Origin of the sequence: Pseudomonas sp. MWU16-30322, assembly GCF_020515535.1 — a bacterium.
In the GTDB taxonomy this organism is placed as follows: domain Bacteria; phylum Pseudomonadota; class Gammaproteobacteria; order Pseudomonadales; family Pseudomonadaceae; genus Aquipseudomonas; species Aquipseudomonas fluorescens_H.
Map to the genome: position 1 here is coordinate 535,079 of NZ_JAIWYL010000002.1, position 21,503 is coordinate 556,581.

The window sequence follows — 21,503 nt, forward strand, 5'->3', positions numbered from 1 at the left end:
CAAAAGCGACGTATGGCAGTTATTGCGCGTTGAACGCCTGGCCGTTGATGCCCGTGCTTTCCGGGCCCATCAGGTACAGATACACCGGCATGATCTCTTCCGGAGTCGGATTGTTCAGCGGATTTTCCCCTGGGTAGGCTTGAGCGCGCATGCTCGTACGAGTGCCGCCCGGGTTGATGCTGTTGGCGCGTACCGGTGCCACGCCGTCGACTTCGTCGGCCAGCGTCTGCATCAGGCCTTCGGTGGCGAACTTCGAAACACCGTAGGCGCCCCAGTAAGCGCGACCCTTGCGCCCGACGCTGCTGGAAGTGAACACCACCGAGGCATCCTGCGACAGCTTGAGCAGCGGCAGCAGAGTGCTGGTCAGCATGAACATGGCGTTGACGTTGACCTGCATGACGCGCATGAAGTTTTCGCCCGACAGCTGTTCGATCGGCGTGCGTGGACCAATGATCGAGGCATTGTGCAGCAGGCCGTCGAGGTGGCCGAACTCGGTTTCAATCATCGCCGCCAGTTCATCGTACTGATGGGGCAGGGCGGTCTCGAGGTTGAACGGGATCACCGCTGGTTGCGGATGGCCCGCTGCTTCGATCTCGTCGTAGACCTGAGTCAGGTTGGCCTCGGTCTTGCCCAGCAGCAGCACGGTGGCGCCATGGGCGGCGTAGGTTTTGGCGGCAGCCGCACCGATGCCACGACCGGCACCGGTGACCAGAATGACCCGATCCTTGAGCAATTCGGGACGGGCGGTGTAATCAAACATAAAAACCTCTCCATAAGGCGAATGCTGAACTCTGTGGCGAGGGAGCTTGCTCCCGCTCGGCTGCGAAGCAGTCGTAGCGCCAGCCAGTACGGTGTGCCTGAGAAAATGCGGACTCAGGTAAAAAAGGGGCCGCTACGCGGCCCAGCGGGAGCAAGCTCCCTCGCCACAGGGGTGTGTCAGGTCAGCAGCTGCACAGCGCGCTGTCGAGCACCTTGCGCAATTCCAGCGGATGATCCACCACCACGTCCGCGCCCCAGTGCCGCGGGTTGTCGTCCGGGTGGATATAGCCGTAGGTCACGGCGCAGGTCTTGGTGCCGGCATCGCGGCCCGATTCGATATCGCGCAGATCATCGCCCACAAACAAAACCGTCGATGGATCCAGATCAAGCATCTTACACGCGAGGATCAGCGGCTCCGGATCCGGCTTGCTGTTCTTCACGTGATCCGGGCAGATCAGCAGCGCCGAGCGCTCGGCCAGCCCCAGTTGCTGCATGATCGGCTCGGCAAACCGTACCGGTTTGTTAGTGACCACGCCCCAGATCAGGTTGGCCCGCTCGATGTCGGCCAGCAGCTCGCCCATGCCGTCGAACAGCTTGCTGTGTACGGCGCAACCGGCCAGGTAGCGTTCGAGGAATTCCTGGCGCAGTTCTTCGAAGCCCGGCGATTCCGGGTCCATCGAGAACGTCACCGCGACCATGGCTTTGGCGCCGCCGGAGATCTCGTCGCGGATGTGCTTGTCGTTCATCGGCGGCAAGCCGCGATCCGCGCGCATCGCCTGACAGATGGCGATGAAGTCCGGCGCGGTGTCGAGCAGGGTGCCGTCCATGTCGAAAAGGACTGCTCTGATGGCCATCGGCTTACTCCTCGCGCAGGGTCTGGATCATGTAGTTGACGTCAACGTCGCTGGCCAGCTTGTAGTGTTTGGTCAGCGGGTTGTAGGTCAGGCCGATGATGTCTTTGACGGTCAGGCCGGCAACGCGGCTCCAGGCGCCCAGCTCGGACGGACGAATGAATTTCTTGAAGTCGTGGGTGCCGCGCGGCAGCAGCTTCATGATGTATTCGGCGCCGATGATGGCGAACAGGTACGCCTTCGGGTTGCGGTTGATGGTCGAGAAGAACACCTGGCCGCCGGGCTTGACCATGCGGTAGCAGGCACGGATCACCGACGACGGATCCGGTACGTGCTCGAGCATTTCCAGGCAAGTGACCACGTCGAACTGCTCAGGCATTTCCTCGGCCAGGGCTTCGGCGGTGATCTGCCGGTATTCGACGCTGACGCCAGATTCCAGCTGATGCAGTTGCGCGACCGCCAGTGGCGCTTCGCCCATGTCGATGCCCATGACCGTGGCGCCGCGCTGGGCCATGGCTTCGCTGAGAATGCCGCCGCCGCAACCGACGTCGAGGACTTTCTTGCCGGCCAGGTTGACCCGCTCGTCAATCCAGTTGACCCGCAACGGGTTGATGTCGTGCAGCGGTTTGAATTCGCTCTCACGATCCCACCAGCGATGGGCCAGGGCTTCGAATTTGGCGATTTCGGCGTGGTCGACGTTGCTCATGATCTATTCCTCGAAAAACTTGAAAAGGGCTGTAGCCGCAGAGTCTGCTCCGCGGTGTTTACGATTCGGTGTGGCCGCTGATGCGCTGGCCCCAGGCCCGGGCAGTGGCGCCCAGCTGTTGTTCGTCCAGGCGGGTCAGGCGCCGGTCGTCGAGTAACTGTTTGCCGGCGACCCACAGGTGTTTCACGCAGTCGCGGCCGGTGGCATAAATAAGCTGCGATACCGGGTCATAGACCGGCTGCTGGGCCAGACCGGACAGGTCGAACGCGACGATGTCCGCAGCCTTGCCGATCTCCAGTGAGCCGACCTGCGCCTCGATGCCCAGGGCACGGGCGCCGTTGAGCGTGGCCATGCGCAGCGCGCGATGGGCGTCCAGCGCGGTGGCCGAGCCAGCGACGGCTTTGGCCAGCAGCGCGGCGGTGCGGGTTTCGCCGAGCAGGTCGAGGTCGTTGTTGCTGGCGGCGCCATCGGTGCCGACGGCGACGTTCACGCCAGCCTGCCACAGACGCTCGACCGGGCAGAAACCGCTGGCCAGCTTCAGGTTCGATTCCGGGCAGTGGATCACGCTGGTGTTGCTTTCTACCAGCAATGCCAGATCGTCATCGCTGATCTGAGTCATGTGCACGGCCTGGAAGCGCGGGCCGAGCAGGCCGAGACGACCGAGACGGGCCAAGGGGCGCTCGCCGCGATGCTCCAGCGATTGCTGGACTTCGAAGGCAGTTTCGTGGACGTGCATGTGGATCGACGCGTCCAGCTCTTCGGCGATCACACGGATTTTTTCCAGGTTCTCGTCGCCCACGGTGTAGGGTGCATGTGGGCCGAAGGTGATCTTGATCCGTTCGTGATGCTTCAGATCGCCGAACAGCTCGACGCCCTGACGAATGGCCTCGTCGGCACTGGCGGCGCCGGGGATCGGGAAATCGAGGATCGGAATCGCGATCTGCGCGCGAATGCCGCTGTTGTGCACGCGCTCGCTGGCGACTTTGGGGAAGAAATACATGTCGGAAAAGCAGGTGATGCCACCCTTGATCTGCTCGGCAATCGCCAGATCGGTGCCATCACGGACGAAATCTTCATCGACCCATTTGGCTTCGGCCGGCCAGATGTGATTTTCCAGCCAGGTCATCAGCGGCAGATCGTCGGCCAGGCCACGGAACAATGTCATCGCCGCGTGGCCGTGGGCGTTGATCAGGCCCGGGCTGAGCAGCACGTCCGGCAACTCGCGGATTTCCGTGGCGTTACACTTCAATGCTTCGGCGCGCGGGCCGATAAACACGATGCGACCGTCGCGGATGCCCAGGCCATGCTCCTTGAGCACAACGCCTGCGGGTTCGACGGGTACCAGCCAGGTCGGCAGCAATAATAAGTCGAGCGCAATGGCAGGTTTCGGCATCGAGGGTCGGTTCCAGTGCTTTTGTAAAGGATGGCGAAGTATACCCGAGCGTCTTCGCGGGGGGATCGCTATAATCGGCGGCTTTTGTTCATGAGTGCGGGGTGAGGGATGCGCGATCGACTGTTGGCTGCGGAGAAAGTAAAGGCCATCGATTGGCGTGACGGCGCGCTTTACCTGCTGGATCAGCGTATTTTGCCGTTCGAGGAAACCTGGATTGCCTACACCAGCGCCGCCGGCGTGGCTGAGGCCATTCGCTCGATGGTGGTGCGTGGCGCGCCGGCCATCGGCATCAGTGCGGCTTATGGCATTGTGCTGGCAGCCCGTGCCCGGGTGGCCGAGGGCGGTGACTGGTACGCGGCGCTGGAGGAGGATTTCGCGCTGCTGGCCGATTCCCGCCCGACGGCGGTCAATCTGTTCTGGGCGCTCAATCGCATGCACGATCGACTGGATCGCCTGAAGGACAATGCCGATCCGCTGGCGGCGCTGGAAGCCGAGGCCATCGCCATTCATGAAAGTGATCGCGAAGCCAACCTGACCATGGCTCAGCTCGGTGTCGACCTGATCCGCAAACATCAGGGCAATGCCCAGGCGATTCTCACCCACTGCAATACCGGCGCCCTGGCCACTGGCGGTTTCGGTACCGCGCTGGGGGTGATTCGTGCGGCGTACCTGGAAGGCATGGTCGAGCGGGTTTATGCCGATGAAACCCGGCCATGGCTGCAGGGCTCGCGCCTGACCGCGTGGGAGTTGGCGAACGAAGGCATCCCGGTAACGCTCAACGCCGACTCGGCTGCTGCGCACATCATGAAAACCAAGGGCGTGACCTGGGTGATCGTCGGCGCTGACCGCATCACCGCCAATGGCGACGTGGCGAACAAGATCGGCACCTATCAACTGGCGGTCAACGCCATGCACCACGGCGTGCGTTTCATGGTGGTGGCGCCGAGTTCGACCATCGACATGCATCTGGCCAGTGGCGACGACATCCCGATCGAGGAGCGTGACGGCGCCGAGCTGCTGGAAGTCGGTGGCAAGCGCGTGGGGGCGGACGTCGAGGCGTTCAACCCGGTGTTCGATGTGACGCCGGCGGATCTGATCGATGCGATCGTTACCGAGAAGGGCATCGTCGAGCGACCGGATACGGCGAAGATGGCCCAGTTGATGTGCCGCAAGCGCCTGCATTGATGGGCTTGATGTCTGCGTCGTCCTCTTCGCGAGCAGGCTCGCTCCCACAGATTTTGTGACCACCACAGAACAATGTGGGAGCGAGCCCGCTCGCGAAGGGGCCATAAAAGTCAATAAACATCCACAAACCATGCCCCAAATCTGCATTCAAAGAAGCTCTGAGCCTCTCTCGTCCCCTTTACGCCTGTCATCGGTCAACTAACTATGCTCCATGCGCATCTGGGGGATAGGTGCGTGGCGGCTCTTGTGATAACATCCGGCGTTTTCCGAGGCAGCTTCACGGAGCTGTCTTTACTGCGCAAATCCACGGTCCGAATTGTTGATTTGTCGTAAGTCGGCGCATGGCACTCAGCCTGCCCCGACGAGCTTCGTACATCCCATATGGATATGACGAAGTTTCACCAGAAAAAGGAATCAGGCTTCTCATGGGCGAACTGGCCAAAGAAATCCTCCCGGTCAATATCGAAGACGAGCTGAAACAGTCCTATCTCGACTACGCGATGAGCGTAATCGTCGGCCGTGCACTGCCGGATGCGCGCGATGGCCTCAAGCCCGTGCACCGTCGCGTACTGTTCGCGATGAGCGAGCTGGGCAACGACTTCAACAAGCCGTACAAGAAATCTGCCCGTGTTGTCGGTGACGTAATCGGTAAGTATCACCCGCACGGTGATACCGCGGTGTACGACACCATCGTCCGCATGGCTCAGCCTTTCTCCCTGCGCTACCTGCTGGTTGACGGTCAGGGCAACTTCGGTTCGGTCGACGGCGACAACGCCGCCGCCATGCGATACACCGAAGTGCGCATGACCAAGCTGGCGCACGAGCTGCTGGCCGACCTGCACAAGGAAACCGTGGACTGGGTGCCGAACTACGACGGCACCGAAATGATCCCGGCGGTGATGCCGACGCGTATCCCCAACCTGCTGGTCAACGGTTCCAGCGGTATCGCCGTGGGCATGGCGACCAACATTCCGCCGCACAACCTCGGTGAAGTCATCGACGGTTGCCTGGCCCTCATCGACAACCCTGAACTGACCGTCGATGAACTGATGCAGTACATCCCCGGTCCGGACTTCCCGACTGCTGCGATCATCAACGGTCGCGCCGGCATCATCGAAGCCTATCGCACCGGTCGCGGCCGCATTTACATGCGTGCCCGCTCGATCATCGAAGACATCGACAAGGTCGGTGGCCGTCAGCAGATCGTCATTACCGAACTCCCTTACCAGCTGAACAAGGCGCGTCTGATCGAGAAGATCGCCGAGCTGGTAAAAGAGAAGAAGCTCGAAGGCATCACCGAACTGCGCGACGAGTCCGACAAGGACGGTATGCGCGTCGTGATCGAGCTGCGTCGCGGCGAAGTGCCTGAGGTGATCCTCAACAACCTCTACGCCCAGACCCAGCTGCAATCGGTATTCGGTATCAACATCGTCGCGCTGATCGACGGTCGTCCACGTATCCTGAACCTCAAGGATCTGCTGGAAGCCTTCGTCCGTCACCGTCGCGAAGTCGTCACCCGTCGTACCGTGTTCGAGCTGCGCAAGGCCCGCGAGCGTGGTCACATCCTTGAAGGTCAGGCCGTTGCCCTGTCGAACATCGACCCGGTGATCGCCCTGATCAAGGCATCGCCGACTCCGTCGGAAGCCAAGGAAGCGCTGGTCAGCACGCCTTGGGAGTCCTCGGCGGTGGTGGCGATGGTGGAGCGTGCCGGTGCCGATTCGTGCCGTCCGGAAAACCTCGACCCGCAATACGGTCTGCGCGAAGGCAAGTACTTCCTGTCGCCAGAACAGGCGCAAGCCATTCTGGAACTGCGTCTGCACCGTCTGACCGGTCTGGAACACGAGAAGCTGCTGGCCGAGTATCAAGAGATCCTCAACCAGATCGGCGAGCTGATCCGCATCCTCAACAGCGCCGTGCGCCTGATGGAAGTGATCCGCGAAGAGCTGGAAGTGATCCGCGCCGAATACGGCGACGTGCGCCGCACCGAGATTCTCGATGCGCGCCTCGATCTGACCCTGGGCGACATGATCCCGGAAGAGGAGCGCGTCGTGACCATCTCCCACGGTGGCTACGCCAAGACCCAGCCGCTGGCTGCGTACCAGGCTCAGCGTCGTGGCGGTAAAGGCAAGTCGGCGACCGGCGTCAAGGATGAGGACTACATCGCTCACCTGCTGGTCGCCAACAGCCACACCACGCTGCTGCTGTTCTCCAGCAAGGGCAAGGTGTACTGGCTGAAGACTTACGAAATTCCGGAAGCGTCCCGCGCCGCTCGTGGTCGTCCGCTGGTCAACCTGCTGCCGCTGGATGACGGTGAATACATCACCACCATGCTGCCGGTCGAGGAATACACCGAAGGTCACTTCATCTTCATGGCGACCGCCAACGGCACCGTCAAGAAGACCCCGCTGGAATCCTTCAGCCGTCAGCGCAGCGTCGGTCTGATCGCGCTGGAACTGGACGAAGGCGACGTGCTGATCTCCGCGGCCATCACCGATGGCGAGCGCGAAGTGATGCTGTTCTCCGACGGCGGCAAAGTGACGCGCTTCAAAGAGTCCGATGTACGTGCCATGGGCCGTACCGCCCGCGGTGTGCGCGGCATGCGTCTGCCTGAAGGGCAGAAGCTGATTTCGATGCTGATCCCGGAAGAAGGCAGCCAGATCCTCACCGCTTCCGAGCGTGGTTATGGCAAGCGCACCGCGATCACCGAGTTCCCTGAGTACAAGCGTGGCGGCCAGGGCGTGATCGCCATGGTCAGCAACGAGCGTAACGGCCGTCTGGTCGGTGCGGTACAGGTGCTCGACGGTGAAGAAATCATGCTGATCTCCGATCAGGGCACTCTGGTGCGTACCCGTGTCGACGAAGTGTCGAGCCTGGGTCGTAACACCCAGGGCGTGACCCTGATCAAACTGGCCAAGGATGAAACCCTGGTCGGTCTGGAGCGGGTTCAGGAGCCATCGGAAGTCGAAGGCGAAGAGCTGGAAGGTGAAGAGGGTGCCGTGTTCGAGGGGGATGTCGTGATCGACGACGTTGCCGAGGACCAGCAACTCGACGCCGCAGCTGACGAAGAGCCGCAGGAATAAGCGGACAAGCGAGGGGGCGGATGAAAATTCGCCCCCTTGTTATTTGTCCGGTATGAAACATCGACATCATGGAGATCCCCTGTGGGAGCGAGCCTGCTCGCGAATACAGACGCTGCGGTACCTCTGACGCACCGCGGTGATGCATTCGCGAGCAGGCTCGCTCCCACAGGGCTGTGTTGATCGGTACTGTGATTTATTGCGTGATACCACCAAATCAGAGCGAGATTGGATGTGAGCAAGCGAGCCTATAACTTCTGTGCCGGTCCTGCGGCGCTTCCTGAAGCTGTACTGCAACGTGCCCAGGGTGAACTCCTTGATTGGCACGGCAAGGGGCTGTCGGTCATGGAAATGAGCCATCGCAGTGATGAGTTCGTGTCCATTGCCACCCAGGCCGAGCAGGACCTGCGTGACCTGCTGAATATCCCGTCGAACTATAAAGTGCTGTTTCTGCAGGGTGGCGCCAGCCAGCAGTTTGCGCAGATCCCGCTGAATCTGTTGCCGGAAAACGGCAGCGCCGACTATATCGACACCGGTATCTGGTCGCAGAAAGCCATCGAAGAAGCCTCGCGCTACGGCCACGTCAACGTTGCCGCCACCGCCAAGCCTTACGACTATTTCGCCATTCCGGGCCAGAACGAGTGGAGCCTGTCGAAAGACGCCGCTTACGTTCACTACGCGCCGAACGAAACCATCGGCGGTCTGGAGTTCCAGTGGATCCCGGAAACCGGCGACGTACCGCTGGTGGCCGACATGTCGTCGGACATTCTCTCGCGTCCGGTCGATATCTCGCGTTTCGGCATGATCTACGCCGGCGCGCAGAAGAACATCGGTCCGAGCGGCATCGTCGTCAATATCATCCGCGAAGACCTGCTGGGCAAGGCGCGTTCGCTGTGCCCGACCATGCTCAACTACAAGGTCGCGGCCGATAACGGCTCGATGTACAACACCCCGCCGACCCTGGCCTGGTACCTGTCCGGACTGGTGTTCCAGTGGCTGAAAGAGCAGGGCGGCGTCGAAGCGATCGCCAAGCTCAATGACGTCAAGCAGCGCACACTGTACGACTTCATCGACGCCAGCGGTCTCTACAGCAACCCGATCAACAAGTCGGATCGCTCGTGGATGAACGTGCCATTCCGTCTGGCTGATGATCGTCTGGACAAGCCATTCCTGGCCGGTGCCGACGCGCGTGGCTTGCTCAACCTCAAGGGCCACCGCTCCGTGGGCGGCATGCGCGCCTCCATCTACAACGCCGTCGACATCACCGCCGTCAATGCGCTGGTGGCGTACATGGCTGAATTCGAGAAGGAACACGGCTGATGTCCGAGCAAGAACTCAAGGCACTGCGCGTTCGCATCGATGCTCTGGACAGCAAGGTCCTCGAGCTGATCAGCGAGCGTGCCCGCTGCGCCCAGGAAGTCGCGCGAGTAAAGATGGCCTCGCTGGCCGAAGGCGAAGTGCCGGTGTTCTATCGTCCCGAGCGTGAAGCTCAGGTGCTCAAGCGCGTGATGGAGCGCAATCAGGGGCCGCTGGGTAACGAAGAGATGGCGCGGTTGTTCCGCGAAATCATGTCCTCGTGCCTGGCGCTCGAGCAGCCGCTGAAAGTGGCTTACCTCGGCCCTGAAGGCACCTTCACCCAAGCGGCGGCCATGAAGCACTTCGGTCACGCGGTGATCAGCAAGCCGATGGCGGCGATCGACGAAGTGTTCCGTGAAGTGGCGGCGGGGGCGGTGAACTTTGGCGTGGTGCCGGTGGAAAACTCCACCGAAGGCGCGGTCAACCACACCCTCGACAGCTTCCTTGAGCACGACATGGTGATCTGCGGCGAAGTCGAGCTGCGCATTCACCATCATTTGCTGGTCGGTGAAAACACCAAGACTGACAGCATCAGTCGCATCTACTCCCATGCGCAATCGCTGGCCCAGTGCCGCAAATGGCTGGACGCGCATTACCCGAATGTCGAGCGCGTGGCGGTATCGAGCAACGCCGAAGCGGCCAAGCGGGTCAAGGGTGAGTGGAACTCGGCGGCGATTGCCGGCGACATGGCGGCAGGCCTGTATGGCCTGACCCGTCTGGCCGAGAAGATCGAAGACCGTCCGGACAACTCGACGCGCTTCCTGATGATCGGTAACCAGGAAGTGCCGCCGACCGGCGACGACAAGACCTCGATCATCGTCTCGATGAGCAACAAGCCCGGTGCGCTCCACGAGCTGCTGGTGCCGTTCCATGACAACGGGATCGACCTGACCCGGATCGAAACCCGTCCGTCGCGCAGCGGCAAATGGACTTACGTGTTCTTCATCGACTTCGTCGGCCACCACCGTGATCCGTTGATCAAGGGCGTGCTGGAAAAGATCAGTCAGGAAGCAGTAGCACTCAAAGTGCTGGGTTCCTACCCGAAAGCAGTTCTCTAAGGGCGGTAGCAAATGAGTGGCAACTTCCTCGCTCTGGCACAGCCGGGCGTGCAACAACTTTCGCCGTACGTTCCGGGCAAGCCTGTGGACGAACTGGCGCGCGAGCTGGATCTGGATCCGGCGAAAATCGTCAAACTGGCGAGCAATGAAAACCCGTTGGGCGCCAGCCCGAAAGCGCTGGCAGCGATTCGCGAAGAGCTGGCCGAGCTGACCCGTTATCCGGACGGCAACGGCTTCGCGCTGAAATCGCTGCTGGCCGAGCAGTGCCGTGTCGAGCTGAATCAGGTGACCCTGGGCAACGGCTCCAACGACATTCTTGAGCTGGTAGCGCGCGCCTATCTGGCGCCGGGCCTCAACGCCGTGTTCAGTGAGCATGCGTTTGCGGTGTATCCGATTGCCACTCAGGCGGTCGGCGCGCAGGCCAAAGTGGTTCCGGCCAAGGATTGGGGGCATGACCTGCCTGCGATGCTCGCGGCCATCGACGCCAATACTCGTGTGGTGTTCATCGCCAACCCGAACAACCCGACAGGCACCTGGTTCGGCGCCGAAGCGCTGGACGAGTTCCTGCAGGACGTGCCGGAGCACGTGCTGGTGGTGCTGGACGAGGCGTACATCGAATACGCCGAAGGCAGCGATCTGCCAGACGGTCTGGACTTCCTCGCGGCGTACCCGAATCTGCTGGTATCGCGCACGTTCTCCAAGGCCTACGGTCTGGCGGCGCTGCGCGTAGGTTATGGCCTGTCCACTGCGGTGGTGGCGGACGTGCTGAACCGCGTGCGCCAGCCGTTCAACGTCAACAGCCTGGCCCTGGCCGCGGCCTGTGCGGCGTTGAAGGACGAGGAGTATCTGGCGCAAAGCCGTCAGCTCAACGAATCCGGCATGCAGCAGCTGCAGGATGGTTTCCGTGAGTTGGGTCTGAGCTGGATCGAGTCCAAAGGTAACTTTATTTGCGTCGACCTCGGTCAGGTGGCAGCGCCGATTTTCCAGGGCCTGCTGCGTGAAGGCGTAATCGTGCGTCCGGTGGCCAACTACGGCATGCCGAACCACCTGCGGGTGACCATCGGTCTGCCAGCGGAAAACAGCCGCTTCCTCGAAGCGCTGCGTAAGGTTCTGGCTCGTGGGTGATGTCACTGCTCTGCAATCTGCTGCACCTATGATCGGTCGCCTTGTGGTCGTCGGTCTGGGATTGATCGGTGGTTCGTTTGCCAAAGGCTTGCGTGAAAGCGGTATCTGCCGTGAGGTGGTCGGGGTCGATCTCGACCCGCAATCGCGCAAGCTGGCGGTCGAGTTGGGCGTGGTGGATCGTTGCGAGGGTGACCTGATCGCTGCGTGTCAGGGCGCCGACGTGATTCAACTGGCGGTGCCGATTCTGGCCATGGAGAAGGTGCTGGCCCGTCTGGCGAGCGTCGATCTGGGTCAGGCGATTCTGACCGATGTCGGCAGCGCCAAGGGCAATGTGGTGCGCGCGGCGACCGAGGCGTTCGGCGGCATGCCGGCGCGTTTCGTCCCGGGGCATCCGATTGCCGGTTCCGAGCAGAGTGGGGTGGAAGCTTCCAATGCCGAGCTGTTCCGTCGGCACAAAGTGATTCTGACGCCGCTCGAGCAAACCGACCCGGCCGCACTGGCGGTGGTCGATCGCTTGTGGCGCGAACTGGGTGCCGACGTCGAGCACATGCAGGTCGAGCGCCACGATGAAGTGTTGGCCGCGACCAGTCATCTGCCGCACCTGCTGGCCTTCGGTCTGGTCGACTCGTTGGCCAAACGCAATGAAAACCTTGAGATCTTCCGTTACGCTGCGGGCGGTTTCCGCGATTTCACAAGAATCGCCGGAAGCGACCCGGTGATGTGGCACGACATCTTCCTCGCCAACCGCGAGGCTGTCCTGCGCACACTCGATACATTTCGCAGCGACCTCGACGCCTTGCGCGACGCGGTCGATGCAGGGGATGGGCACCAATTGTTGGGCGTCTTCACGCGCGCCCGGGTTGCCCGCGAGCATTTCAGTAAAATCCTGGCCCGCAGGGCCTATGTGGACGCTATGAATTCCAACGATCTGATTTTCCTGGCTCAACCTGGTGGCCGCCTGTCCGGTCGGATTCGCGTACCAGGTGACAAATCGATTTCCCACCGTTCGATCATGCTCGGCTCGCTGGCCGAAGGCGTGACCGAGGTTGAAGGGTTCCTCGAGGGCGAAGATGCCCTGGCGACCTTGCAGGCTTTTCGCGACATGGGCGTGGTCATCGAAGGCCCGCACCACGGTCGTGTGACCATTCACGGCGTCGGCCTGCATGGCTTGAAGCCGGCACCTGGCCCGATCTATCTGGGCAACTCTGGCACTTCGATGCGTCTGTTGTCCGGCCTGCTGGCGGCGCAGAACTTCGACAGCACCCTGACCGGCGATGCGTCGCTGTCCAAGCGTCCGATGAATCGCGTGGCCAATCCGCTGCGTGAAATGGGCGCCGTGATCGAAACCGCTGCCGAAGGTCGTCCGCCGATGACCATTCGTGGCGGTCACAAACTCAAGGGTCTGACCTACACCATGCCGATGGCCAGTGCTCAGGTGAAGTCCTGCCTGCTGCTGGCGGGTCTGTACGCCGAAGGCAAGACCACCGTCACTGAACCGGCTCCGACCCGCGACCACACCGAGCGCATGCTGCGTGGTTTCGGCTATCCGGTAAGCGTCGATGGCGCCACGGCGTCGGTCGAATCCGGCGGCAAGCTGACCGCGACCCACATCGAAGTGCCGGGCGACATCTCGTCGTCGGCGTTCTTCCTGGTGGCGGCCTCGATCGCTGAAGGTTCCGAGCTGGTGCTGGAACACGTCGGCATCAACCCGACCCGTACCGGTGTGATCGACATCCTGCGCCTGATGGGCGCTGATATCACCCTGGAAAACCAGCGTGAAGTCGGCGGCGAACCTGTAGCTGACCTGCGCGTGCGAGCGGCTAAACTGAAAGGTATCGAGATTCCGGAAGCGCTGGTGCCACTGGCCATCGACGAATTCCCGGTGCTGTTCGTGGCGGCGGCCTGCGCCGAAGGCCGTACCGTGCTGACCGGTGCCGAAGAGCTGCGCGTCAAGGAGTCGGATCGTATTCAAGTCATGGCGGACGGCTTGCTGGCGCTGGGCGTCAAGTGCCAGCCGACCCCGGACGGCATCATCATCGATGGCGGCCAGATCGGTGGTGGCGAAGTGCATGGTCACGGTGATCACCGTATCGCCATGGCTTTCAGCGTCGCTTCGCTGCGCGCCACTGCCCCGATCCGCATCCATGATTGCGCCAACGTCGCGACGTCGTTCCCGAACTTCCTCGCGCTGTGCGCGCAGGTCGGCATTCGTGTGGCTCAAGAGGCTCAGTCGTGAAAAACATTGCACCGGTCATCACCATCGATGGGCCAAGCGGTTCGGGCAAAGGCACGGTCGCCGGGATTCTGGCCAAGCGTCTGGGCTGGAACCTGCTGGATTCCGGTGCGCTGTATCGCCTGCTGGCGTTCGCTGCGCACAATCATGGTGTCGACCTGACCAATGAAGAGCTGTTGAAGAAACTGGCCGCTCATCTGGATGTGCAGTTCATCGCGGCGACCGACGGTCAACTGCAGCGCATCATTCTGGAAGGTGATGAAGTCAGCGATGTCATCCGCACTGAAAGCGTCGGTTCCGGTGCTTCTCAGGTGGCTGCATTGCCGGCAGTCCGCGAGGCGCTGCTGCAGCGCCAGCGTGCTTTTCAGGAGGTGCCGGGCCTGGTGGCCGATGGTCGTGACATGGGTACTGTGGTTTTTCCTGATGCGCCGCTGAAGATTTTCCTCACCGCCAGTGCTGAGGAACGGGCGCGCCGCCGATATTTGCAGTTGAAGGGCAAAGTCGAGGGTGTTAGTCTGTCGAGTCTGCTAGATGAGATCCGTGCACGCGACGAGCGTGATACCCAGCGCGCAGTAGCCCCGCTCAAACCGGCGGCAGATGCGATACAGCTGGATTCCACGGAGTTGTCCATCGATCAGGTGCTTGAACGCATCATGAGCGAGATCGCCATTCGCGATATCGCCGGGTGACCAAGAAGGCCGCAGGGGACCAGTCATAGTCCTGCAGCGCTTCTTTTAAATGAAACTAACCCACGCCGTCTGGGGTGTGGAGATGGGCGTATTCTTCGCCCTCATCTACAGGAATTAAAATGAGCGAAAGCTTTGCGGAACTCTTTGAAGAAAGCCTAAAGACCCTGAACCTTCAGGCAGGCTCCATCATCACCGGTGTTATCGTTGATATCGATTACCAGGCTCGCTGGGTAACCGTTCACGCTGGTCTGAAGTCTGAAGCACTCATCCCGCTGGAACAGTTCTACAACGATGCTGGTGACCTGACTATCAATGTCGGTGACGAAGTTCACGTTGCTCTGGATTCGGTTGAAGACGGTTTCGGTGAAACCAAGCTGTCCCGTGAAAAAGCCAAGCGCGCTGAATGCTGGATCGTTCTGGAAGCAGCCTTCGCAGCTGAGGAAGTGGTCAAGGGCGTTATCAACGGTAAGGTTAAAGGCGGCTTCACTGTCGACGTTAACGGCATCCGTGCGTTCCTGCCAGGTTCCCTGGTTGACGTCCGTCCAGTGCGCGACACCACGCACCTGGAAGGCAAAGAGCTGGAATTCAAGGTCATCAAGCTGGACCAGAAGCGCAACAACGTTGTCGTTTCCCGTCGCAGCGTCCTGGAAGCCGAGAACTCCGCCGAGCGTGAAGCTCTGCTGGAATCCCTGCAGGAAGGCCAGCAAGTCAAAGGTATCGTCAAAAACCTCACCGATTACGGCGCATTCGTCGATCTGGGTGGCGTGGACGGCCTGCTGCACATCACCGACATGGCCTGGAAGCGCATCAAGCATCCTTCCGAGATCGTCAACGTTGGTGACGAAATCGACGTCAAGGTTCTGAAATACGATCGCGAACGCAACCGTGTTTCCCTGGGCCTGAAGCAACTGGGCGAAGATCCATGGGTTGCTATCAAAGCCCGTTACCCAGAAAGCACTCGCGTTACCGCTCGTGTAACCAACCTGACCGACTACGGCTGCTTCGCTGAGCTGGAAGAAGGCGTTGAAGGTCTGGTACACGTTTCGGAAATGGACTGGACCAACAAGAACATCCATCCTTCGAAAGTCGTACAAGTCGGCGACGAAGTGGAAGTCATGGTTCTGGACATCGACGAAGAGCGTCGTCGTATCTCCCTGGGCATCAAGCAGTGCAAGTCGAACCCATGGGAAGACTTCTCTGGCCAGTTCAACAAGGGCGACAAGATCTCCGGCACCATCAAGTCGATCACCGATTTCGGTATCTTCATTGGTCTGGACGGCGGCATCGACGGTCTGGTTCACCTGTCCGACATCTCCTGGAACGAAGTGGGCGAAGAAGCCGTACGTCGTTTCAAGAAGGGCGACGAGCTGGACACCGTCATCCTGTCGGTTGACCCAGAGCGCGAGCGCATCTCCCTGGGCATCAAGCAACTGGAAAGCGATCCGTTCTCCGAGTACGTCTCGGTTAACGACAAAGGCGCTATCGTTACTGGCACCGTGAAAGAAGTTGACGCCAAAGGCGCCATCATCGTTCTGGCTGACGACATCGAAGCGACCCTGAAAGCCTCCGAAATCAGCCGTGACCGCGTTGAAGACGCGCGCAACGTTCTGAAAGAAGGCCAGGAAGTTGAAGCCAAGATCATCAGCGTTGATCGCAAGAGCCGCGTAATCCAGCTCTCGATCAAGTCGAAAGACGATGCTGAAGAGAAAGAAGCTATCCAGAGCCTGAAATCGGCTCCGGCAGCTGAAGGCGAAGCAGACACCACTATGGCTGCACTGCTGCGTCAAGCAATGGCCAAACAGAACTAAGTTCTGCTTGATCATGAAAAAGGGCGACTTCGGTCGCCCTTTTTTGTGCCTGCGATTTGGTGGAGAAGGGTGCTTGAGATGTATCCGGTTTGTTGTGAAACCAATCCTTCTGCCTGGTTGTCTGTTTCTTTAATCGGATCAATCGCCTATTCGCGACTAAGCTAGGTATTAGTCGTGCAGTAGTCGGGCATTGCCTGGCATAAGGAAGTGGATGAACAGATTTATTGTCTTGATGGCGTTGTTGGTATTGGCTGGCTGTACCACAAGTGCCAAAACGCATGCTGTGCGAGGTGTCAGCGGTATAGAAATTGACTGCTCTGGTCTGGGGTCAGGGTGGGAAAAATGTCAAAGGCGCGCGGCGAAGGAGTGCAAGGGGGCGGGTTACAGGGTGATCACCCGATCTGATCAGGCGAAGGATGAAGATGAATATCCGTTTGGCTTCAATCCCGCAGGCTACGTCACTCGAACCATGCTGGTCATGTGCCGTTGAGTGTGCGCTGCTTCGGCTTGTGCTTTTGTGCACTGAAAACAGGCGTTTCGGCGCCAAGGAAGATATGTCAATCCCTGGGCTGTTCAAAATCTTCCGGGCGTGCTAAAACCTTTCAAGCGCTGATCTAGCTGCTTGAAAAAGAAGGGAAAAATATGACGAAGTCGGAGTTGATCGAACGAATTGTCACCCATCAAGGGCTACTCTCATCCAAGGATGTGGAGCTGGCCATCAAGACCATGCTTGAACAAATGTCCCAGTGCCTGGCTACCGGTGATCGCATCGAGATCCGTGGGTTTGGCAGCTTTTCTCTGCACTACCGCGCGCCACGTGTGGGGCGTAATCCTAAGACTGGTCAGTCAGTCAGTCTGGACGGTAAGTTTGTTCCGCATTTCAAGCCGGGCAAGGAGTTGCGTGATCGCGTAAATGAAGAGGAGGAAGCGTGATCGTATCCGCTCATAATCAAGGAATCACGCATGCGTAACCTCAAACGTATTCTTCTTGGCCTATTTGTTTTTTTGCTTGCGCTGTTAATTTTGGCATTTGTGCTTGAGAATCAGCAGTCGGTTTCGCTGCTCTTCTTGGGGTTGGCAGCTCCGCAGATGCCCGTATCCCTGTTGATGGTGCTGGCGTTGTTAGTGGGCATGTTGATTGGTCCTCTCCTGGGGTGGTTTCTCGGACGATCGTCCAGAGCTGTACGTAAGCGTCTTACTTGATTGCGACTGCTATGACGCATCCGCTGAATAGCGCTATTTCCTGCCCGCATGCATTGGTAAAGTGTTCATTCGGCATTTGAAATGCGAGTCTTGTTTGGTAGTGGCTGAATTTCGCTTCGGCGCAGAGTGATTACGGCAGTGACCTCTGGGTGTGCATCAGTCTGATGCAATCATGCGTCTGGCCGCAGAATCCCAAGTGTAGCGCTCGATTTCCGGCCCTTCGAATTTACAGACCAATGTCATTGGCGCTTACAACTTGCTCGAGGCCTCTCGTTAGTTCTGGCAAGGCTCGTGGTCGGCTCGTAAGTCGCTGTTTCGTTTTCAGCATTTTTCCATTGCTAAAGTGTATGGGGGATGGAGGGCAGATATTAATTTCCGCGAGCCCAAGGAGAAGGTGGTCTGGTAAAGACCGGTTTCCCGTGCCAAGTGCTTCTTTTCGCAGTTCTTCGTGACGCTCCCTTAATTCCCGTCTGGATCCCGGAAAGTCTTGGAGGGATTTGCTCTGCCTTTGCCAGATTGGGAGGTTGGAGTGACTGAATGCTGATAGGAGTTCTGAATAAATGATGCCTGCCACTCGTATGGGCATTATTCTAGCTGTCGGTGCTGATGCTTGCGGGGATAAAGAGAGTGATCCGTTGAAAAACCCATGAATTGATTGCACGCCAATTTGGGATGGAAAAGGCGGAACCAGCATTAGAAGGAAGGTTGAGTGAGTAAGTCTCGGGTGCTTGTGACAGGTGCAAGCGGATTTGTTGGAAGTGCGCTGACCAAGAAACTGCTGGCGGGTGAATCTTTCATCCCTGTATGTGCTGTTCGTGACCTGGTCTCAGGAGTTTGTCACGGCGAGCGGGTTTTATATGATCTGGAAAGCGGACTCTCCTTAACTGCACTGCAGGGTGTGGATACGATTGTGCACGCCGCCGCGCGGGTTCACGTCATGAAAGCCTCGCATTCCGATGATCTGAGCGCGTTCCGCAAGGCTAATGTCGAGGGAACTCTGAAGTTGGCGCGCAATGCGGCGCAGGCGGGTGTGCGGCGATTTATCTTTATCAGTTCGGTCAAGGTCAACGGCGAACGGACTCTTCCTGGAAAACCCTATTTGGCCACGGATACGCCCGCGCCGGCAGATGCCTATGGGGTTTCCAAATCGGAAGCGGAGAGCGCGCTGCGCGTACTGGCTGCAGAGACCGGGCTTGAGGTGGTCATTATTCGCCCCCCGCTGGTATATGGGCCCGGAGTGAAGGCCAACTTTCAAAAGATGCTTGGTTGGGTTTATTCGAGGTTGCCGTTGCCATTCGGCTCCATTGCTAATCAGCGCAGTCTCGTTGCACTGGAGAATCTGCTGGATTTGATTGTTCATTGCATCAAGCATCCCGCTGCGCCCGGGAACATATTTCTTGTCAGTGATGGTGAAGATTTGTCTACGACTCAATTGCTTCAGGGAGTAGCTCAAGCGCTGGGTGTGCGCTCGGCATTGATACCTGTTCCTCAGCGGTTGTTGGCCGCGTGTTTGATACTGCTGGGCAGGCGCGCGTTGGCGACGCGCTTGTGCGGTTCATTGCAGGTCGATATCAGTCGCACCCGCGAACTGTTGGGGTGGACGCCTCCGGTTGGAAGTCAGCGGGCGTTTGAGAGTGTGGCCAAAGATTATCTGGAAAATAAAAAGAAATGATTTGGTTATTACTGGCAGGCGTGTTCCTGGCGTCGTTGTTGCTCACGTTTGTTCTGCGAAGCTACGCGTTGCGCAACAGTCTTATGGACGTGCCCAATGCCCGCAGTTCGCACAGCACTCCTACTCCCCGAGGCGGCGGTGTTGCCATCGTGGTTTCATTTTTGACCGCTATGTCGATTTCTGTGATGGCGGGGGAGTTGTCTCTGGCGCAGTTTATCGGCCTGTTCGGTGCCGGTGCGGCTGTAGCGTTGATCGGTTTTGCTGACGACCATGGGCACATTGCCGCGCGTTGGCGGCTGCTTGGGCACTTTGCCGCGGCTACCTGGATTCTGATTTGCTTTGGCGGGTTGGCATCACTGGATGTTTTCGGTTTCAGGGTTGATCTCGGATGGTTTGGAGCGGTTCTCGCCGCAATTTATCTGGTCTGGTTGCTCAATCTCTACAACTTCATGGATGGTATTGATGGTATCGCCAGCGCTGTGGCGATCTGCGTTACCGTGGCGGGAGCCAGTCTGTATTGGTGGTGTGGTTTCACGCGTGAAGTGTGGACGCCTTTGTTACTCGCTAGTGCCTGTGCCGGATTTCTAGTCTGGAATTTTCCGCCGGCTAGGATTTTCATGGGTGATGCGGGCAGTGGCTTTCTTGGCATTGTGTTGGGAGGTATGGCGCTTCAGGCGGGGTGGGTGGCACCGCAGTTATTCTGGAGCTGGCTGATACTAATGGGGGTTTTCGTCGTCGATGCCACTTACACCATGCTTCATCGGCTCATTCGTGGAGAGAGAATCTATGAGGCCCATCGCAGTCACGCTTACCAATATGCCTCTCGTATACACCGCAGCCACAAGAAGGTCACGGTGACAGTCATCCTGATCAACGTCGTCTGGCTGACTCCCCTGGCGTTCTGGGTGGGGAAGGGTGAGCTGGATGGTGTGTGCGGTCTATTGATCGCCTATCTGCCGCTTATCGTTCTGGCAATCAGATACAACGCTGGTAAAGCGGAGGCCTGAGCGAGAGCGACTGGTTTGTTCGCTTTTTTCGCTATGTGCTGCAGTTAGTGTCAAATCCTTGCAACATGGTGTGTTGCGTGGATGGCAAGCGGTCGCCCGGCTCTCAATAATAGAAAATTGTATGTTAAACTTCGCTGGTTTTTATAAGGTGATGGCATAAGGCTAGCTGCTGATGCGACTTTCTCCTTGTAAGATCCCGGTAGCGCTGCTGCCGGTATGGGTTTATGTGTGTATTCGGCAGTACCTCTTTGCAGGCGTACTCGAAGCCTGAACCGCATTACCTGGCTGCATGGATGAACAGCGGGTTCCTGGCAGGCGTTTCCCGGGGAGTGATTAACCTGAGTTTTGGTGCTTCTGGAATCGGGTCGATTTTTTGCTTTCCGGATTTGCCGAGGGGCTTTGCCTCGCATTGAGTAGAGATTCGCGATACGCCCTCCTTTGGAAGCAGCGCATCAAGACGTCCAACTGATGAGTAGGAACCAGATCACGAACAGCGGTTCTGACCTGGGAAGTGAGGAGTAAGGTAATGAAAGTTTTGGTGTTGGGTGTTTCCGGAATGCTGGGTAACGCAGCCTACCGAGTGTTGTCCGCTAACCCCGAGTTGAGGGTTTTCGGTACGGCTCGAAGTGAAGGTGCGCGCAAGTTTTTTTCACCGACCTTGGCCGAGAACATCGTGCTGGGCGTAGACGTCGAAAGTCAGGACTCTCTTATCAAGGCTTTCGGTACGGTCCGTCCCGATGTCGTGATCAACTGCGTAGGACTGGTCAAGCAACTGTCTGATGCCAACGACCCGCTGATGGCCGTCCCGATCAATACGCTGCTGCCGCATCGTCTGGCGGCATTGTGCAAGGCCAGTGGCGCTCGACTGGTGCACATCAGTACCGATTGCGTCTTCTCCGGGAAGAAGGGCGGCTACCTCGAATCCGATTTCCCGGATGCCTACGACCTCTATGGTCGCTCCAAATTGCTGGGCGAAGTGGATTACCCACACGCGATCACTTTGCGCACATCGATCATCGGTCGTGAATTGTCCGGTGCCCGCAGCCTTGTCGGCTGGTTCCTCGCGCAACAAGGCAAGGTTGACGGTTTTACCGGTGCCGTGTTTTCCGGTCTGCCGACCATGGAGCTGGCGCGAGTGATCAACGAGTTCGTCCTGCCACGACCTCACTTGCACGGCTTGTACCATGTGGCCGCAAAACCTATTAATAAGTACGACTTGCTAAAGCTTGTAGCGAACACTTACGGGAAAGACACGGAGATTGTCCCTTCCGATAGGCTGACAATTGATCGTTCGTTGAATGCAGACCGTTTTGCGGAGGCGACAGGCTACGTTGCCCCGGAATGGCCTGTGTTGATCAAAAATATGCATGACTTCAATTAA

General features: G+C 59.0%; 18 protein-coding genes and 1 pseudogene. 15 read left to right on the top strand and 4 right to left on the bottom strand.

The window, feature by feature from the left end; all coding sequences use genetic code 11:
• Positions 1–19 precede the first annotated feature (19 nt).
• The 4 genes from LCH64_RS05450 to LCH64_RS05465 all read right to left on the bottom strand — a co-directional run bounded on the left by LCH64_RS05450 (position 20) and on the right by LCH64_RS05465 (position 3,709).
• A complete protein-coding gene (locus LCH64_RS05450; RefSeq protein ID WP_226499682.1) occupies positions 20–760 on the bottom strand; it encodes a YciK family oxidoreductase in 741 nt (246 codons plus the stop codon).
• A 181-nt stretch (positions 761–941) separates the two neighbouring features.
• Entirely contained in the window at positions 942–1,613 is a 672-nt protein-coding gene (gene mupP / locus LCH64_RS05455) for an N-acetylmuramic acid 6-phosphate phosphatase MupP (protein ID WP_003226921.1), read from the bottom strand.
• Positions 1,614–1,617: 4 nt separating this feature from the next.
• The gene (ubiG, locus tag LCH64_RS05460; protein ID WP_003226919.1) at positions 1,618–2,316 is read right to left on the bottom strand and encodes a bifunctional 2-polyprenyl-6-hydroxyphenol methylase/3-demethylubiquinol 3-O-methyltransferase UbiG; all 699 of its coding nucleotides are present in this window, start codon (positions 2,314–2,316) and stop codon (positions 1,618–1,620) included.
• Between the two features lie 58 nt (positions 2,317–2,374).
• Complete coding sequence (locus LCH64_RS05465) at positions 2,375–3,709, bottom strand: TRZ/ATZ family hydrolase (RefSeq protein WP_226499683.1); 1,335 nt, start codon at positions 3,707–3,709, stop codon at positions 2,375–2,377.
• Positions 3,710–3,817: 108 nt separating this feature from the next.
• Here LCH64_RS05465 and mtnA point away from each other — a divergent pair, with 108 nt between their 5' ends.
• The 15 genes and pseudogenes from mtnA to LCH64_RS05535 all read left to right on the top strand — a co-directional run bounded on the left by mtnA (position 3,818) and on the right by LCH64_RS05535 (position 21,503).
• A complete protein-coding gene (gene mtnA, locus LCH64_RS05470; RefSeq protein WP_003226912.1) occupies positions 3,818–4,894 on the top strand; it encodes an S-methyl-5-thioribose-1-phosphate isomerase in 1,077 nt (358 codons plus the stop codon).
• Between the two features lie 425 nt (positions 4,895–5,319).
• The gene (gene gyrA, locus LCH64_RS05475; protein WP_103484385.1) at positions 5,320–7,974 is read left to right on the top strand and encodes a DNA gyrase subunit A; all 2,655 of its coding nucleotides are present in this window, start codon (positions 5,320–5,322) and stop codon (positions 7,972–7,974) included.
• Between the two features lie 231 nt (positions 7,975–8,205).
• On the top strand, positions 8,206–9,291 hold the full coding sequence (gene serC, locus LCH64_RS05480; protein WP_103484384.1) for a 3-phosphoserine/phosphohydroxythreonine transaminase: 1,086 nt from the start codon (positions 8,206–8,208) through the stop codon (positions 9,289–9,291).
• Positions 9,291–10,385 (top strand): prephenate dehydratase, encoded by a 1,095-nt coding sequence (pheA, locus tag LCH64_RS05485; RefSeq protein ID WP_003226907.1) that lies wholly within the window; start codon positions 9,291–9,293, stop codon positions 10,383–10,385. The genes serC and pheA overlap by 1 nt, the downstream gene beginning before the upstream one ends.
• 12 nt (positions 10,386–10,397) lie before the next feature.
• Entirely contained in the window at positions 10,398–11,510 is a 1,113-nt protein-coding gene (hisC, locus tag LCH64_RS05490; protein WP_003226905.1) for a histidinol-phosphate transaminase, read from the top strand.
• 28 nt (positions 11,511–11,538) lie between these two features.
• Positions 11,539–13,746, top strand: coding sequence for a bifunctional prephenate dehydrogenase/3-phosphoshikimate 1-carboxyvinyltransferase (locus tag LCH64_RS05495; protein WP_260524992.1), 2,208 nt, complete (start codon positions 11,539–11,541; stop codon positions 13,744–13,746).
• A complete protein-coding gene (cmk, locus tag LCH64_RS05500; RefSeq protein WP_003226900.1) occupies positions 13,743–14,432 on the top strand; it encodes a (d)CMP kinase in 690 nt (229 codons plus the stop codon). Before LCH64_RS05495 ends, cmk begins: the two co-directional genes overlap by 4 nt.
• Positions 14,433–14,551: 119 nt before the next feature.
• Positions 14,552–16,240, top strand: coding sequence for a 30S ribosomal protein S1 (gene rpsA / locus LCH64_RS05505; RefSeq protein ID WP_003226898.1), 1,689 nt, complete (start codon positions 14,552–14,554; stop codon positions 16,238–16,240).
• Positions 16,241–16,451: 211 nt separating this feature from the next.
• Positions 16,452–16,730 carry a hypothetical protein gene (locus tag LCH64_RS05510; protein WP_226499685.1) on the top strand — a complete coding sequence of 93 codons (279 nt, stop codon included), beginning with the start codon at positions 16,452–16,454 and terminating at the stop codon, positions 16,728–16,730.
• 152 nt (positions 16,731–16,882) lie between these two features.
• Positions 16,883–17,173, top strand: coding sequence for an integration host factor subunit beta (gene ihfB / locus LCH64_RS05515; RefSeq protein ID WP_039770552.1), 291 nt, complete (start codon positions 16,883–16,885; stop codon positions 17,171–17,173).
• Positions 17,174–17,203: 30 nt separating this feature from the next.
• On the top strand, positions 17,204–17,443 hold the full coding sequence (locus LCH64_RS05520; RefSeq protein WP_226499686.1) for a LapA family protein: 240 nt from the start codon (positions 17,204–17,206) through the stop codon (positions 17,441–17,443).
• Between the two features lie 154 nt (positions 17,444–17,597).
• Positions 17,598–17,795, top strand: a pseudogene (locus LCH64_RS28340) (GDP-mannose 4,6-dehydratase); the annotation flags it as partial.
• Positions 17,796–18,152: 357 nt separating this feature from the next.
• The gene (locus LCH64_RS05525) at positions 18,153–19,115 is read left to right on the top strand and encodes an SDR family oxidoreductase (RefSeq protein WP_226499687.1); all 963 of its coding nucleotides are present in this window, start codon (positions 18,153–18,155) and stop codon (positions 19,113–19,115) included.
• Positions 19,112–20,122 (top strand): glycosyltransferase family 4 protein, encoded by a 1,011-nt coding sequence (locus LCH64_RS05530; protein ID WP_226499688.1) that lies wholly within the window; start codon positions 19,112–19,114, stop codon positions 20,120–20,122. Before LCH64_RS05525 ends, LCH64_RS05530 begins: the two co-directional genes overlap by 4 nt.
• A gap of 526 nt (positions 20,123–20,648) precedes the next feature.
• A complete protein-coding gene (locus LCH64_RS05535; RefSeq protein ID WP_226499689.1) occupies positions 20,649–21,503 on the top strand; it encodes an SDR family oxidoreductase in 855 nt (284 codons plus the stop codon).

Bases quoted from the DNA above. Each gene is read 5' to 3' on its own strand.
- ihfB (WP_039770552.1), top strand. From the start codon at position 16,883: ATGACGAAGTCGGAGTTGATCGAACGAATTGTCACCCATCAAGGGCTA.
- LCH64_RS05520 (WP_226499686.1), top strand. From the start codon at position 17,204: ATGCGTAACCTCAAACGTATTCTTCTTGGCCTATTTGTTTTTTTGCTT.
- LCH64_RS05450 (WP_226499682.1), bottom strand. From the start codon at position 760: ATGTTTGATTACACCGCCCGTCCCGAATTGCTCAAGGATCGGGTCATT.
- mupP (WP_003226921.1), bottom strand. From the start codon at position 1,613: ATGGCCATCAGAGCAGTCCTTTTCGACATGGACGGCACCCTGCTCGAC.
- hisC (WP_003226905.1), top strand. From the start codon at position 10,398: ATGAGTGGCAACTTCCTCGCTCTGGCACAGCCGGGCGTGCAACAACTT.
- LCH64_RS05465 (WP_226499683.1), bottom strand. From the start codon at position 3,709: ATGCCGAAACCTGCCATTGCGCTCGACTTATTATTGCTGCCGACCTGG.
- ubiG (WP_003226919.1), bottom strand. From the start codon at position 2,316: ATGAGCAACGTCGACCACGCCGAAATCGCCAAATTCGAAGCCCTGGCC.
- LCH64_RS05495 (WP_260524992.1), top strand. From the start codon at position 11,539: ATGATCGGTCGCCTTGTGGTCGTCGGTCTGGGATTGATCGGTGGTTCG.
- rpsA (WP_003226898.1), top strand. From the start codon at position 14,552: ATGAGCGAAAGCTTTGCGGAACTCTTTGAAGAAAGCCTAAAGACCCTG.
- LCH64_RS05510 (WP_226499685.1), top strand. From the start codon at position 16,452: ATGAACAGATTTATTGTCTTGATGGCGTTGTTGGTATTGGCTGGCTGT.
- LCH64_RS05535 (WP_226499689.1), top strand. From the start codon at position 20,649: ATGAAAGTTTTGGTGTTGGGTGTTTCCGGAATGCTGGGTAACGCAGCC.
- gyrA (WP_103484385.1), top strand. From the start codon at position 5,320: ATGGGCGAACTGGCCAAAGAAATCCTCCCGGTCAATATCGAAGACGAG.
- pheA (WP_003226907.1), top strand. From the start codon at position 9,291: ATGTCCGAGCAAGAACTCAAGGCACTGCGCGTTCGCATCGATGCTCTG.
- mtnA (WP_003226912.1), top strand. From the start codon at position 3,818: ATGCGCGATCGACTGTTGGCTGCGGAGAAAGTAAAGGCCATCGATTGG.
- LCH64_RS05530 (WP_226499688.1), top strand. From the start codon at position 19,112: ATGATTTGGTTATTACTGGCAGGCGTGTTCCTGGCGTCGTTGTTGCTC.